Source organism: Agreia sp. Leaf335 (assembly GCF_001423605.1).
Classification (GTDB): Bacteria; Actinomycetota; Actinomycetes; order Actinomycetales; family Microbacteriaceae; genus Agreia.
The window spans coordinates 448,078-462,582 of sequence record NZ_LMOQ01000002.1; the positions used below are offsets into that span (position 1 = coordinate 448,078).

General features: G+C 66.4%; 13 protein-coding genes. All 13 read right to left on the reverse strand.

Annotated features, from left to right (window positions below; all coding sequences use genetic code 11):
• Positions 1-1,215, reverse strand: coding sequence for an MraY family glycosyltransferase (locus tag ASF79_RS08185; RefSeq protein WP_055780756.1), 1,215 nt, complete (start codon positions 1,213-1,215; stop codon positions 1-3).
• Positions 1,216-1,218: 3 nt separating this feature from the next.
• Positions 1,219-1,893, reverse strand: coding sequence for an L-threonylcarbamoyladenylate synthase (locus tag ASF79_RS08190; RefSeq protein ID WP_055780753.1), 675 nt, complete (start codon positions 1,891-1,893; stop codon positions 1,219-1,221).
• Positions 1,894-1,928: 35 nt separating this feature from the next.
• Entirely contained in the window at positions 1,929-3,191 is a 1,263-nt protein-coding gene (locus ASF79_RS08195; protein ID WP_055853657.1) for an acyltransferase family protein, read from the reverse strand.
• A gap of 22 nt (positions 3,192-3,213) precedes the next feature.
• Positions 3,214-3,405 (reverse strand): PLDc N-terminal domain-containing protein, encoded by a 192-nt coding sequence (locus ASF79_RS08200; protein ID WP_055781968.1) that lies wholly within the window; start codon positions 3,403-3,405, stop codon positions 3,214-3,216.
• 65 nt (positions 3,406-3,470) lie between these two features.
• Positions 3,471-4,382, reverse strand: coding sequence for a peptide chain release factor N(5)-glutamine methyltransferase (prmC, locus tag ASF79_RS08205; protein WP_055780747.1), 912 nt, complete (start codon positions 4,380-4,382; stop codon positions 3,471-3,473).
• Positions 4,382-5,464, reverse strand: coding sequence for a peptide chain release factor 1 (prfA, locus tag ASF79_RS08210; RefSeq protein WP_055780745.1), 1,083 nt, complete (start codon positions 5,462-5,464; stop codon positions 4,382-4,384). The genes prmC and prfA overlap by 1 nt, the downstream gene beginning before the upstream one ends.
• Positions 5,465-5,467: 3 nt before the next feature.
• Positions 5,468-7,714, reverse strand: a complete 2,247-nt coding sequence (gene rho, locus ASF79_RS08215) for a transcription termination factor Rho (RefSeq protein ID WP_055780742.1) — start codon at positions 7,712-7,714, stop codon at positions 5,468-5,470.
• Positions 7,715-7,881: 167 nt separating this feature from the next.
• Positions 7,882-8,814 carry a homoserine kinase gene (gene thrB / locus ASF79_RS08220; RefSeq protein ID WP_055780739.1) on the reverse strand — a complete coding sequence of 311 codons (933 nt, stop codon included), beginning with the start codon at positions 8,812-8,814 and terminating at the stop codon, positions 7,882-7,884.
• Positions 8,811-9,908, reverse strand: a complete 1,098-nt coding sequence (gene thrC, locus ASF79_RS08225) for a threonine synthase (protein WP_055780736.1) — start codon at positions 9,906-9,908, stop codon at positions 8,811-8,813. Before thrC ends, thrB begins: the two co-directional genes overlap by 4 nt.
• 4 nt (positions 9,909-9,912) lie before the next feature.
• Positions 9,913-11,271 (reverse strand): homoserine dehydrogenase, encoded by a 1,359-nt coding sequence (locus ASF79_RS08230; protein WP_055853660.1) that lies wholly within the window; start codon positions 11,269-11,271, stop codon positions 9,913-9,915.
• Positions 11,268-12,701, reverse strand: coding sequence for a diaminopimelate decarboxylase (gene lysA, locus ASF79_RS08235; RefSeq protein WP_055853663.1), 1,434 nt, complete (start codon positions 12,699-12,701; stop codon positions 11,268-11,270). The genes ASF79_RS08230 and lysA overlap by 4 nt, the downstream gene beginning before the upstream one ends.
• Positions 12,702-12,821: 120 nt before the next feature.
• Positions 12,822-13,730, reverse strand: a complete 909-nt coding sequence (locus ASF79_RS08240) for a Vgb family protein (protein ID WP_156351855.1) — start codon at positions 13,728-13,730, stop codon at positions 12,822-12,824.
• Positions 13,730-14,488: an LmeA family phospholipid-binding protein gene (locus ASF79_RS08245; RefSeq protein ID WP_156351852.1), complete on the reverse strand. Its 759-nt coding sequence runs from the start codon at positions 14,486-14,488 to the stop codon at positions 13,730-13,732. The genes ASF79_RS08240 and ASF79_RS08245 overlap by 1 nt, the downstream gene beginning before the upstream one ends.
• Positions 14,489-14,505: the final 17 nt, after the last annotated feature.

Consider the following 14,505-nt stretch of genomic DNA (forward strand, 5'->3'; position numbering starts at 1 on the left):
CTAGGCGCCTTTCGTTTCGGCAGGAGGTGAGACTGATTCGGATGCGGCGTCGAGCGGATCGAGCGACGCGGCCATCGACGCCTCGGGACTCTCTGCCTCGGTCGACTGAGCGGTCGCCTCGACGACCTTGCGCCGGCTCAGGGGCGCCAGGGTCAGAACGGTGCAGACCACGAGGCCGACCAGGAGGAAAACGACCGCGTAGCCGGTCGGCACGAGGAAGAACAGCAGACAGCCGATGGACACGACGGCCGTCCACGCATAGAAGATGAGAACCGCGTGAAAGTGCGAGTGACCCATGTCGAGCAGTCTGTGGTGGAGGTGCTTTCGATCCGCACTGAACGGGCTCTTGCCCGCTCGGAGACGACGGAAGACCGCGAGCCCGAAATCGAGGAGGGGAAGCACGAGGATGGCGAACGGAAGCAGGATCGGGATGAACGCGGGAAGCAGCTCGCGTCGTCCGAGGGTGGCCGGGTCGATCACTCCCGTGACCGCGATGGCACTCGTCGCCATCAGCAGACCGACGAGCATCGCGCCGGCGTCGCCCATGAACAGCTTCGCCGGGTGCCAGTTCAGCGGAAGGAAGCCTGCGCACGCGCCGATGAGAATGGCGGAGATGAGCGCCGCGAGGTTGAAGTAGTCGGTCGCCGACCCTTCTTGGATGAGCAGGAACGTGTAGAGGAAGAAGACACCGTTCGCGATGAGGCAGACACCCGCCACGAGCCCGTCGAGCCCGTCGATGAAGTTGATGGCGTTCATCACGAGCACGACCGCGAACAGACTGATGATCAGCGACATGACGCCGGAGCCGACGGCGAGCGTGCCCGCGATCGGTAGTGACACGATGGCGACGCCCTGCCATACGAGCAGCCACGCCGCAATGATCTGCCCTGCGAGCTTGATGGTCCAGTCGAGGTCGATGAGGTCGTCGATGACCCCGATCACCACGATGATCAGGGCCGCGCCCAGAATGGCGAAGACCGGCCCCGGATTGACGAATACCAAACGGAAACCGTCGACCTGTGAGGCCACGGCGAACGCGACGACCATGCCGATGAACATGGCGACACCGCCCAACCGTGGTGTCGGCCGGGTGTGCACGTCTCGTTCGCGGATCTTCGGATAGAGCCTGAACCGGTGACTCAGCTTGTACACGACGAGCGCCAGCCCGAACGTGACGACGGCCGAGATGGCGGCGACGAGCAGATAGATCCGCACCGATCAGCCGTTCGGTTGCTCGTCTGGAACCACGAGCACGTCTCCCAGAATCGACCGTAGCTGTTCTTCGGACACCGCCCCGTGACGCACGATCCGGATCGCACCGTCGACGCCGAACGTGCTCGCATCGACGATGGTCGACGTGACGGTTTCGGTAGCGCCGCCGTCGAGATAGACGTCGACGCTGTCGCCGAGGCTCTCGAGAGCGAGGGACGCGGTGGTCGCCGCCGGCTCGCCGGTGAGGTTGGCCGACGACACGGCCAACGGGCCCACTTCGGTGAGCAACTCGAGGGCGATCGGATCGGAAGGCTGTCGCAGAGCCACGGTTCCTCGGGTCTCGCCGAGATCCCAGGCGAGCGAGGACCGCGCAGGAACGATGATCGTGAGCCCGCCGGGCCAGAACGCATCGACGAGGTCGCGCACGGGCTGGCTCACCGTCTCGGCCAGGGCGTCGAGCGTGGCGACACCGGGTACGAGAACCGGCGGCGGCGAGCTACGCGTGCGGCCCTTGGCGTCGAGGAGAGCCTGCACGGCCGTCGGATTGAAGGCGTCCGCGGCGATGCCGTACACCGTGTCCGTCGGAATGACGACGAGGGCACCGCGGCCGATAGCGGCGCGGGCCAGTCGCATTCCCGTCAGGAGCTCGGACGGAACCGAGCAGTCATAGAGGGCAGCCATATCGACCCCAATGATAGTGCGTGGGCCCTGAGCATTCAGACAATGACGCTCGGAGGGAGCATCCGGCGCAGCAGTTTGCGAGACGGCTCCTCGATGAACCTCCAGAGGACCCAGGCGCAGAGCCACGCCGCGGCGGCCGTCGCCACTCCGACTGCCACAAGCGCTGGCCCCGAATCGGCGTGCAACTTCGCCGCAGCCAGAAGTCCCGCACCGATGACGAGAGGGTGCACCAGATAGAAGGCGAACGACGCCCGGCCGGCGAGGAGGAACGGCCTCGTCGAGAGCAGTCTGGAGAGAGGGTCCCGAGGGCAGATCGCCAGAGAAGCGATCAGGAGGACGAGGAACGGGAGCACGATGATCGACTCAGACGGGGCGATCATGTCGATGCCCTGGTGGAACTCCTGCTGACCCGCGCGCATGTTGTGAAGCGGGTCGTTGTAGGCCACAACGAGGAGAACGGCGACAGCGGCCACGGCCGACACCGTGGCGAGCGGAAGGCTCCGAAAGCGGTTGGATCTCGGCGCGTCGGACACCTCTCCGAGGTAGCGGCGCAGGAGCAGCGAGAGAACGGCCCCGATCCAGAACTCGCCGAGGACTCGGATCGGCAGGACGCCTGCCGCCGTCACGTAGCTGTCGTTCGCGAATAAGAAGATGGTGTCGTCCTGCATGCTGATCCCGACGACGAGGACGGGCAGCATGAGAAGCACGATCACGGTGATCATCACGCGTCGGGACGCGACGGCGGCGAACCGAGCCAGTACGACGACCCCCACTGCGAACGTGAGATAGGCCATCCACTCTGCACTCACGGACCAATCGACCCCGTTCCAGTCGAGCGTCGACGGGAACCAGCCGTTCAGCAGTGTCAGGTGCATCAGGAGCCGGCCGGGATCCGCCTGGGCGAGGAACGATGGATCTCCGGACGTTAGAGCTTGGAAGATGAAATATGCCCCGAACAGCATGAGTACGAATGCCGTCAGCGGCCACACACGTGCCAGCCGCAGCCAGATGAAACCGACGGCGGTGCGCCAGCTGTATCGACGCATCATGGTCGACAGGTGCGTGTAGGTGAGAATGAATCCGCTGAGGATGAAGAACAGGTCCACGCCGAGGTATCCGGCCGAAGACAGGTGGATGACGAACTGGGTGAAGGGTCCTGGTCCGAGGGCGTCGACGATCTCCGTGCGGAAGTGCCTGAGGAAGACCCAGAACGCCGCCAGGGCGCGGATCCCCGTCAACGCTCCGATGAGAGGAGCACGGCGGGCCGTCGTCTCGATTGCGGCGTCGGCTCTCGACATCGTGTTCGGTCTCGCCGGGTCTTTACCGACTGACCTTGCCGCGACCGAACAGCAGCCAGAGAATCGATCCGATCACAGACGTGAGCAGGACGACGATGAACCAGACCAGTTTGCCGATGAATCCGTGATTCGGATTCCGCACGATGGAGATGACGGTCGCCACGAAGATGACGAACAGCACGATGCTTCCGAGAGTTGCGCTGATCGGTTCCATGATCACTCCTGATAATCGAGGGACGGCGTCCGGTGGAATGCCGCCGACCAAGCATAGCTGCGCTATCAGCGCAGGGCGGTCGTCGCCCGGTCTCGCCCCGTGAGGTCGCGGTGGGTGGCGGTGGCGTGCCAGCCGTCGGCATCCAGCAGTCGCCTGATCTCGGCGCCCTGCAGTTCGCCGTGTTCGATCACCAGCACGCCGCCCGAGTGCAGCAGGCGGAGACCCGTGCGCGAGACGTTCCTGACCACATCGAGACCGTCTTCTCCGCCGTAGAGCGCGTGCTCAGGGTCGAAGAGACGCACTTCGGGATCTCGGGGAATCGCCTGTGCCGGGATGTACGGCGGATTGGACACGACGACCGAGACCCGGCCGTCGAGCTCCGGCACCGCGTCGACGAGATCGATGAAGACCAGTCGAGCGTTCGGCGCGTCGACGCGACGGAAGTTCTGTTTGGTCCATACGAACGCGGCCGAGCTGTTCTCTACGGCCACGACTTGCGCGTGAGGGACCTCCGTTGCGAGCGACAGCGCGATCGCACCGCTTCCCGTTCCGAGGTCGACCGCTATGGGACCGTCCTCACGACGAGGGTCTATGACGATCGAACGGAGGGAATCGATGGCCAGGCCGGCCACGAACTCGGTCTCTGGACGCGGGACGAACACTCCGGGGCCGACCTCGAGCTCGAGATTGCGGAACCACGCCACGCCAGTGATGTGCTGCAACGGTTCTCTGGCCGCGCGACGCTCGATCGCCTCGCTGATGGCGACCGCATCTTCGACGGCGAGCGTCTTGTCGGTGATCGTCATGGCCTGTACCTGGCCACGGCTCGCTCCGAGAACGAAACCCACGAGGAGTTCGGCATCGACCTGCGCATCCGCGATACCACTGCGGGAGAGCACGGCGACACCGTGCTCCAACAGGCTTCTGACCGTGGGAGGCCTGAGCGTTCCTGTCGGTTCGAGGACGACCGCGCTCATCAGTCGGCCGCTCCCCCGAGCTCCTGCAGACGAGCTTCTTCGTCGGCGGCGATACACGACTCGATGACGGGCTCGAGGGCTCCGTTCATGACACCGTCAAGGTTGTACGCCTTATATCCCGTGCGGTGATCCGCGATGCGGTTCTCGGGAAAGTTGTACGTTCGGATTCGTTCGGACCGATCCATCGTGCGGATCTGGCTCTTGCGAACGACGGACGCCGCGGCGTCGATCTCCTCCTGCTGGCGGGCGAGAACGCGCGCTCTCAGAACCCGCATACCGGCCTCGCGGTTCTGCAGCTGGCTCTTCTCGTTCTGCATCGCCACCACGATTCCAGTGGGAAGGTGGGTGATGCGCACGGCAGAGTCGGTGGTGTTGACCGACTGCCCGCCTGGGCCGGAGGAACGATAGACATCGATCTTCAGGTCGTTCGGGCTGATCTCGACCTCTTCGGGTTCGTCGACCTCGGGGAAGACGAGCACCCCGGCTGCCGACGTGTGGATGCGTCCCTGCGACTCGGTCGCGGGAACCCGCTGCACGCGGTGAACGCCTCCCTCGTACTTGAGATGCGCCCACACTCCCTGCGCGGGATCCGACGAAGAGCCCTTGATGGCGAGTTGCACGTCTTTGATGCCGCCGAGGTCGCTCGAGGTCTGCTCGATGATCTCGGTCTTCCACTTCTTGCTCTCTGCATAGTGCAGGTACATGCGCAGGAGGTCGGCCGCGAACAGCGCCGATTCGGCGCCGCCCTCGCCCATCTTGATCTCCATGATGACGTCACGACCGTCGTTGGGGTCGCGCGGAATCAGAAGTCGACGAAGTCTCTCCTCGGCCACCGCGAGGTCAGCCGTGATCCCGGGCACCTCTTCTGCGAAAGAAGCGTCCTCTTCCGCCATCTCCTGAGCGGCCGCGAGATCGCTCTCGAGCTGCTGCCACTGGCGATACGCGGCGATGATGCGGCTGAGCTCCGCGTAGCGGCGGTTGACCTTCTTCGACCGAGCGGGATCCGAGTGCAACGCGGGATCGGCGAGCTGCTCCTGCAACTCGTCATGCTCGGTCAGCAGTGTTTCGACTGACTCGAACATGTCCTACTTCTCCAGGTCGCGTCCGTTGTGACCTGTCGGAGCCGGCATCGTCTTCTGCACCTGCATGAGGAATTCGACGTTCGACGTCGTCTCCTTGAGCCGGCCCAGCACGATCTCGAGCGCCTGTTGCTGGTCGACACCGGCGAGGGCGCGACGCAGCTTCCAGGTGATCTTGGTCTCGTCGACGCCCATCAACAGCTCTTCGCGACGCGTCGAGGATGCGTTGACATCGACGGCCGGGAAGATGCGCTTGTCGGCGAGCTGCCGCGACAGACGCAGCTCACTGTTGCCGGTGCCCTTGAACTCCTCGAAGATCACCTCGTCCATCTTCGACCCGGTCTCGACGAGAGCGGTTGCGAGGATGGTCAGCGATCCGCCGTTCTCGATATTGCGTGCCGCACCGAAGAAGCGCTTGGGCGGGTAGAGCGCCGACGCGTCGACGCCGCCGGACAGGATGCGGCCGGATGCGGGCGAGGCCAGGTTGTACGCGCGGCCCAGTCGAGTGATCGAATCGAGCAGCACGACGACGTCGTGACCCAGTTCGACCAGGCGCTTGGCGCGCTCGATGGCGAGCTCGGCAACCGTGGTGTGGTCTTCGGCAGGGCGATCGAAGGTGGAGGCGATGACCTCACCCTTGACCGTGCGCTGCATGTCGGTGACCTCTTCGGGGCGCTCGTCGACGAGAACGACCATGAGGTGGACCTCGGGGTTGTTCGTCGAGATGGCGTTCGCGATCTGCTGCAGAACGATCGTCTTGCCGGCCTTCGGGGGCGCCACGATCAGGCCTCGCTGGCCCTTTCCGATCGGGGCCACGAGGTCGATGATGCGCTGCGTCAGCTTGCCAGGCTCGGTCTCGAGGCGCAGACGCTCCTGCGGGTAGAGCGGGGTGAGCTTGTTGAACTCGACCCGGTTCGCGGCCTCGTCGACGGGCAGTCCGTTGATGGACTCGATCTTGACGATCGCGTTGTACTTCTGGCGCCCGTTGCCGTCGCCCTCGCGCGGCTGGCGGATCGACCCCACGACCGCGTCGCCCTTGCGCAGGTTGTACTTCTTGACCTGACCGAGAGAGACGTAGACATCGTTGTTGCCGGGCAGATAGCCGCTGGTGCGAACGAAGGCGTAGTTGTCGAGGATGTCGAGGATTCCGGCCACCGGAATCAGGACGTCGTCTTCGCTGATCTCGGGCTCGAGCTCGTCGTTGCCCGTCTGTCCGCGACGCTTGCGGTCGCGGTAGCGGTTGCGCGCACTGCGATCGCCGCGACCCTCGTCGTCGAGCGCGGGCCCGTTCGAGTCACCGCGATCGTTCTGCGGGCGCTCGTTCTGGGCGCGATCGTTCTGGGTGCGCTCACCCTGGTTTCGGCCGTTCTGACCGCGACCGTTCTGGGTGTTGTCGTCTTGTGCTCGAGAATTGCGGCCGTTCTCGCCGCGGCCGCTCTGGGCGTTCTCGCCCTGACCTCGGTCGCCCTGACCGCGTGCGGCCCGGTCGGACGAGGCGCGGTCCGTGTTCTGCGGAGCCTCGGCGGGCTGTTCGGCGGCGTTCTGCTTGTCTTGGTTGCCACCGCGATCGCGATTGCGGTTGCGGTTGCGGCCCTGACGACCGCCCTGCTCGCGAGGCTGCTCCGAGCGGGACTCGTCGGCCTCGTTCGGCTGAGCGTCGTCGGCCGTGCGCGATTCGGAGGCACGGGCGTCTTTGTCAGCTGCGCGGCCGCGGGTGACGGGTGGGAGCAGCGCGGAGAGCTCTTCGCTCTTCGCGTTCACGTGGGAGACGGCCGAGACACGAGACTCGGACTCGACCGCGCCGGCGCCGTCGACGGACTTGGCACGTCGGGGAGCACGCTTACGCGGTGCAGAGGTGTCGATCTGCGGGCGCTCGGCCTCGGCGACCTCGTCAGTGGGAATGGTGTCGTTCAGCGGCGCTGCGACGAAGGCGTCGAGCAGAGCGGCGTCGGTGCCGTTGTCGACCGGGGCCTCGCGCGCCTCGTCGGCGTCGTTCGAGACCTCGTCGAGCATCGGCTGCTCCGCCGACGATTCGACAGGGGTGGAGACGGCGAGGTCTTCTGCGGTCGTCGCCGGTGCGGCGGAGTCGGATGCCTGGCGGTCGGCGATCGCCTGCACCAGTTCTCCCTTGCGGAGTCTGGCGGCACCGTTGATGCCGAGGGACTGGGCGAGGGCCTGAAGCTCCGCGACCTTGAGGCCGGCGAGAGCTGTGGGGGTATCCGCGCCCGGGGCGCGGAGATTGACGTCAGTCACGTGTGTGGGGTTTCCTTCCACTGCTGTCCGCTCCGAGCTTTGAGCCGGGGCGGTACTACGCAGAGAGCTGTCCGTGTACGAGGCGTATGGGCGAGAGGTGCTGAGCCAGTACGCGTAAGTCGCGGGGCAGCGATGAGTGTGAGAGTGCTACCGGGTACGAGCTTGGATCAAGCCGCTTCAACCGGATGCGTGACCACTGTAGCACCTTTGAAGTCGACGGCCAGAACAAGGGACTTCCACGGCGTGGCCGACTCAGACTCGACGAGCTCTACGGCCGCGAGACGCTGGGCCGGATCGCTGCACAGTACAAGGATGCTCGGACCCGCGCCGGAGACGACGGCCGGGAAGCCCTGCTCACGCAGGAGGCCTATCAGTCGCGACGTGTCGGGCATGGCCTCGGCACGGTAGTTCTGGTGCAGACGATCCTCCGTCGCGGCGAGCAGGAGCTCCGGGCTCTGAATGAGCGCTGCGATGAGGAGGGTCGAGCGCGACACGTTGAAGATGGCATCGGCATGCGGCACCGACTCCGGCTGCAGGCTACGAGCGAGCGCGGTGGACATCGTCGCCTGAGGAACGAGCACAAGAGGAGAGACGCCGCGGTGCACGATCAGTTTTTTGAACTGCGGCCCCTCTTCTGTGACCCACGCGATCGTGAGGCCACCGAAGAGGCACGGAGCGACGTTGTCGGGATGCCCCTCCATCTCGGTTGCCAACGCGAGCAGACCGAGCGCGTCGATGTCGACGATTCCGTCGAGCAGCCCCTTGGCCGCCATGATGCCCGACACGATGGCGGCACCCGAGGAGCCGAGGCCACGGCCGTGCGGAATGACGTTGCGGGCCACGAGGTCGAGGCCCGGCATGGGCTGGTCGTATGCGGCGAACGCGTGGGCTATCGCACGCACAACCAGGTTGGATTCGTCGGTGGGAACCTCGCCCTCACCGACACCGGAGACCTGAACGGTCGCTCCGGGCTGTTCTCTGACGGTGACCGTCAGTTCGTCGTAGAGGGCCAGCGCCAGGCCGAGGGTGTCGAATCCGGGGCCGAGGTTCGCGGTCGTGGCCGGAACCTTGACCGTGACCGATCGTCCGACAAGGCTCACGACGAGGCTTTCGACAGACCGAGCACACCGGCGATCTCGTCGGTGTCCACGGCGACCGACGTGGGAGTCACGTCGGAACCGTCTGCGGTCTTGAGAGCCCACTGCGGGTCTTTCAGCCCGTGACCCGTGACGGTGAGCACGACGACCGCGCCCTTGCCGATCACTCCGGCATCGGCGCGCTCCAGGAGGCCGGCGACACTGATCGCGGACGCGGGCTCCACGAAGATTCCGACCTCGGCCGAGAGAATACGGTAGGCCTCGAGGATCTTGTCGTCGTCGATGGCGCCGAAGTATCCGTCGCTTGCTTCGCGGGCCGCCAGGGCGAGCTCCCAGGATGCCGGGTTTCCGATGCGGATGGCGGAGGCGATGGTCTCGGGGTTGCGAACGATCTCGCCGCGCACGATCGGAGCGCTGCCCGAGGCCTGGAACCCGAACATGCGGGGCAGCTTCGTGGTCTCGCCGCGAACGAGTTCTTCGGAGTATCCACGCGAATAGGCCGTGTAGTTGCCGGCATTCCCCACGGGAACGATGTGGAAGTCGGGCGCGTCGCCCAGAACTTCGACGACCTCGAACGCGGCCGTCTTCTGGCCTTCGATGCGGTCGGGGTTCACGGAGTTCACGAGGTGCACGGGGTAGTTCTCGGCGAGATCGCGCGCGATGTCGAGGCAGTCGTCGAAGTTGCCCCGCACCTGCAGCAGCTCCGCGTTGTGCGCGATCGCCTGGCTCAGCTTGCCGAGCGCGATCTTGCCCTCGGGAACGAGAACTGCGGCCGTGATGCCGGCGTGCGTGGCATAGGCGGCCGCGGATGCCGAGGTGTTGCCGGTCGAGGCGCAGATGACGGCCTTGGCACCGTGCTCGACGGCCTTCGAGATGGCCATGGTCATGCCGCGGTCTTTGAAGGAGCCGGTCGGGTTCATGCCCTCGAACTTCACATAGACCTGCGCGCCCGTGCGAGCAGACAGCGCCGGTGCGGGGATGAGGGGCGTGCCACCCTCTCCCAGGGTCACGATGGGTGTCGCCTCCGAGATGTTGAGACGGTCCGCGTACTCGTGCAGCACTCCGCGCCACTGGCGGGATGCTCGTGTGGTGCTCACGGGATTATGCTCCTTCAACTCTCAAGACGGATTCGACCCGCACGACGACCTGCTGGTCTGCGATGTCGGCCACCGTGCGCGATAGAGCGCGCTCGCTGGCCACGTGCGTGACAATGACAAGGGTAGCGGTGCCGGAGGACTCCGACGTTCCGGCGCTCAGCGCGTCCGACTTCACCGCTCCTGACTCCACCGACGCGATGGACTGCTGCACCGTCTCGACGGAGACGCCGTGCTCGCTGAAGAGCGAGGCGATGCGGGCGAGCACGCCCGGCGCATCCGACACCTCGAGTGTGATCTGGTAGCGGGTGCTCACGCTGTCGATCGGAAGAATGGTCAGGTTGGCGTGCGTGGTCTCCGCCACACCGGGTCCGCCGGCGACGTGGCGACGGGCGGCGGACACGACATCGCCGAGAACCGCCGACGCGGTCTCGATCCCACCGGCTCCGGCGCCGTAGAACATGAGGTCGCCGGCCGCCTCGGCCTCGACGAAGACGGCGTTCTTTCCCCCGTGGACGGCGGCGAGCGGGTGCTGACGCGAGATCAGCGCGGGATAGACACGGGCCGATACCCCGTCGACGCCCGAGGTGGGGTCGGTGATCCGCTCGCAGATCGCCAGCAGTTTCACCACGTAACCGGCCTTCTGGGCCTTACTGACCTGCGCGGCCGTGATCTGCGTGATGCCCTCGCGGTGCACCGCTTCGACGGGGACATCGGTGTGGAACGCGAGGCGCGCGAGAATCGCCGCCTTCTGCGCAGCGTCGTACCCTTCGATATCGGCGGTGGGGTCGGCCTCGGCGTATCCGAGCTCGGTGGCGACGGCCAGGGCGTTCTCGAACGTGTCCCCCTCGACATCCATCTTGTCGAGGATGAAGTTCGTGGTGCCGTTGACGATGCCCAGGATGCGCTTCACCCGGTCTCCGGCGAGCGAGTCGCGGAGCGGACGGATGATGGGAATGGCGCCCGCGACCGCGGCCTCGTAGTACACCTGGGCACCCACCTGTTCGGCAGCGGCCTGCAGTTCGGGTCCGTGAGCCGCCAACAGCGCCTTGTTGCCCGTGACGACGTCGGCGCCCGAATTGAGTGCGTGAAGAATGTAGCTCCGCGCGGGCTCGATGCCGCCCATCAGCTCGATGACGATATCGGCCGATTCGATCAGGCCCATCGCGTCCGTCGTGAACAGCGCGGGGTCGATCGGCGCCGTGCGCGGAGCATCGACATCGCGGACGGCGATGCCGATGAGGTCGAGACCGGCGCCGACTCGTGACGCGAGTTCCTCGTGATGCTCGGTGAGCAGCGTCGCCACCTGGGCACCGACGGATCCCGCGCCCAATAGTGCGACTCGGAGGTTGCGGTAGGCGATCATGATGCTCCTGGTTCATCGGATGCGACACCCGTGTCGCGTGCAAGAAGGTCCTGCTCGGTCTCGCCCCGGATGAGCAGGCGTGCCTCGCCGTTGGCAACGGCAACGACGGGCGGGCGACCGACGATGTTGTAGTTGCTCGCCAGCGCCCAGCAGTACGCGCCCGTAGCGGGAACGGCCAGCAGATCGCCGGGAGCGACATCGCCGGGAAGGTAATCGGCGTAGACGATGATGTCGCCCGACTCGCAGTGCTTGCCGGCAATGCGCACGAGTGCGGTGTCGGCAGCGGATGCGCGGCTCGCGATGCGGACGGAATAGTCGGCTCCGTAGAGGGCCGGGCGGGCGTTGTCGCTCATGCCGCCGTCGACGCTCACGTAGCGCCGCACCGCCGTCGCTCCGGATTCGTCCCCCGGGAGGGTCACGTCGACGTCTTTGATCGTTCCGACGGTGTAGAGCGTCACTCCTGCACCGCCCACGATCGAGCGACCCGGTTCGAACGCGACGATGGGCAGAGCGATGTCGAGACGAGCGCACTCCGTGGCCACGATGTCGGCGATGCTGGCGGCGAGCTCGGCGATGGGGGTCGGGTCGTCGGCCGTCGTGTACGCGATGCCGAATCCTCCCCCGAGGTTGAGTTCGGGCACAGGGCCGTCCTCCAGGAGCGTGGCGTGCAATGAGAGCAGACGCGCTGCCGACTCGGCGAATCCGTCTGCACCGAAGATCTGCGAGCCGATGTGGCAGTGCAGCCCGAGGAACATCAGGCTGGTGTGCGAGCGGATCGTTCGCACGGCGGCTTCGGCTCGCTCGAGCGGGAAGCCGAACTTCTGGTCTTCGTGGGCGGTCGCGAGGAAGTCGTGCGTGTGGGCGTGGACACCGCTGTTGACCCGCAGCCTGACGGCCTGGATCTTGCCCGAGCGGGACGCCGCATCCGCCACGCGGTCGATCTCGATCTCGCTGTCGATCACGATCGTGCCGACCCCGGCGGCAACGGCGCGCTCGATCTCTTCGACCGACTTGTTGTTGCCGTGCATGCCGATGCGGGCCGCGTCCACTCCGCCCGCCAATGCGACGGCGAGCTCTCCGCCAGAACAGACGTCGACCCCGAGACCCTCGTCACTGACCCAGCCGGCCACCGCCGTGCTGAGAAACGCCTTGCCGGCGTAGTAGACCTTGGCCCGGGTGCCGATGCGCTCGAACTGCGACGAGAAGGCGGCGAGAGTCTCCCGGGCACGCGAGCGGACGTGCTCCTCGTCGACGACGTACAGCGGGGTTCCGAACTGGGCAGCGAGATCGGTGGCCGGTACTCCGCCGATCGAGACGACGCCACGCTGGTCGCGAGAAGCGCTCGACGGCCACACGGCCGGAGCGAGGTCATTCGCGTCGACGGGAACCGACAGCCATCCGGGGGCGAGCGGGTGTGCGACAGAGGTCATGGAGGATCCTGACGTGAGATCGATCGTCCCGGCACGGGACCAGTGGTCGGGTGGGGGCGAGCGAACCCGGATTGGTTCCTGAAGCCTTCGCGCGCCCGCAGACGGGGCGACAGCAGAATACTACTGGATGTCCGCCGCCAGGCTTCCTGGCTCGTGGATCTGCACGAGCTCTCCGGACTGGCGGGCCACCCAGAGTTCGCCGTCTGCGGAGAGCGCGATCGCCGTCGGCAGATCTCGCTCGCCCGGCATGGCGATCATTCTCGAGCGCCCGTCGCCGTCGAGGTGCCCGATCGCGTCGACGCCGTCGATCGTGAACCAGCACCCGTCCGTCGCGTCGGAGGCGACACGCACGGGCCGCCACTCCGGCTCGGGCAGAACGAACTCTGTCACGGCCCCGCCGCGGCCGACGCGACCGATGACGCGGCGTACGGGATCGGCGAACCACAGGCATCCGTCGTCGCCCATGCTGACCGCCGTCGGCGCGGCCGACGGGTCGTCGAACTCCACGAGCGAGGGCGCGGAGTCGCCTCCCCTGGCGTGCGCGATCGACCCGGCGCCGGGAAGGGCGAACCAGACGGACGAGCCGTTCGATGCGATCGAGGCGGGTGCGCCTCGGGGCACGCCCGTGTCGAATTCGGTCACGCGACCGAGGATGTCGACGTGGCCCACGGCATCGGCGTGTTCTTCGACGAACCATGCGCTGCCGTCGGGCTGTCCGACGATGCCCGCCGGGGCGGCATCCGGCGTGACCGTTGCCGACCATGCGATACCGCGTGAATCGAGACGGAGGACGCGATCCTCTGCACTGTCGGTGACCCAGACGGAGTCGTCGGTCGCGACGGCGACCGAGTGGGGTTCGGCGGACTCCCCCTCGAGCGCTATCCTCCGCTGCTCCCCGTGCGGCGACAGGCGCACGACGACGCCATCCTCGGCGAGAGCGCACCACACGGCTCCGTCCGCGGTGACCACGATGTCTCGGGCCCCCGCCGACGAGCCTTCGAGGGAGTGGACGACTAACGGCGACGGCATCACGGGCACGTTCCCATCGAGCGAAGACTCGTCTCATCGAGGGTGAAGTCGGCTGCACTCAGGGCGACCGTGGCCGACCCCGGAACGACCGTCAACGAGGTGAGGGTGACACCCTGCGGCAAGCGATCTGCGATGCACAGAGGAATCGACGTGTCGAGCACCGCGTTCACTGCACTCGAGGCATCGATCACGGTGGAACCTGCGGTGAGCGAGGCGGTCTCCGGCGTCAGGACGACGGAGTCGGCCGTCACCGAGACCCCGGCCGTCACCAGGTACTCGAGAGTGAGCCCGAGAACCGAGATCGACCCGTCGTAGCCCACCGACTGGTCGCCGAGTGTCAGCGCGGCCGCACCCGGAACCTGGATCACGCTGTTCACCGCGTCTTCGCTGAGCGACAGGCGTGCCGACACGGCGCCGACAGGCTTCGAGAGATCGGTGGGGACTCCCTCCGCCTCGACGTGCGCGGTGACAGGGACACCGTCGACCGACAGTGCCGGCGCGTCGAGAGTGACCCGATCGAATGTGCCCGAGAGATACTGCTGCAGAAAAGAGAAGCCGCCGATCTCGACGTCGACCTTTCCGTCGACGGTGTCGGGCAGGCTCGATGAGATCTCCGCTCTCGCGCGGTCTTCCGCATACGCGCGCAGCGCGATGTCTGCGACGACGACGACGACGGCGAGAACCACGACGGTCGCCAGGAGCACCACGATCCCTCGGGTGCGTCGGCGGGGCTTGGTGTTCGCTTCACCATTGATCATCGGCTCGCCCACGCGAC

Bases quoted from the DNA above. Each gene is read 5' to 3' on its own strand.
- ASF79_RS08190 (WP_055780753.1), bottom strand. From the start codon at position 1,893: ATGGCTGCCCTCTATGACTGCTCGGTTCCGTCCGAGCTCCTGACGGGA.
- ASF79_RS08195 (WP_055853657.1), bottom strand. From the start codon at position 3,191: ATGTCGAGAGCCGACGCCGCAATCGAGACGACGGCCCGCCGTGCTCCT.
- ASF79_RS08200 (WP_055781968.1), bottom strand. From the start codon at position 3,405: ATGGAACCGATCAGCGCAACTCTCGGAAGCATCGTGCTGTTCGTCATC.
- prmC (WP_055780747.1), bottom strand. From the start codon at position 4,382: ATGAGCGCGGTCGTCCTCGAACCGACAGGAACGCTCAGGCCTCCCACG.
- prfA (WP_055780745.1), bottom strand. From the start codon at position 5,464: ATGTTCGAGTCAGTCGAAACACTGCTGACCGAGCATGACGAGTTGCAG.
- ASF79_RS08230 (WP_055853660.1), bottom strand. From the start codon at position 11,271: ATGATCGCCTACCGCAACCTCCGAGTCGCACTATTGGGCGCGGGATCC.
- lysA (WP_055853663.1), bottom strand. From the start codon at position 12,701: ATGACCTCTGTCGCACACCCGCTCGCCCCCGGATGGCTGTCGGTTCCC.
- ASF79_RS08240 (WP_156351855.1), bottom strand. From the start codon at position 13,730: ATGCCGTCGCCGTTAGTCGTCCACTCCCTCGAAGGCTCGTCGGCGGGG.
- ASF79_RS08245 (WP_156351852.1), bottom strand. From the start codon at position 14,488: ATGATCAATGGTGAAGCGAACACCAAGCCCCGCCGACGCACCCGAGGG.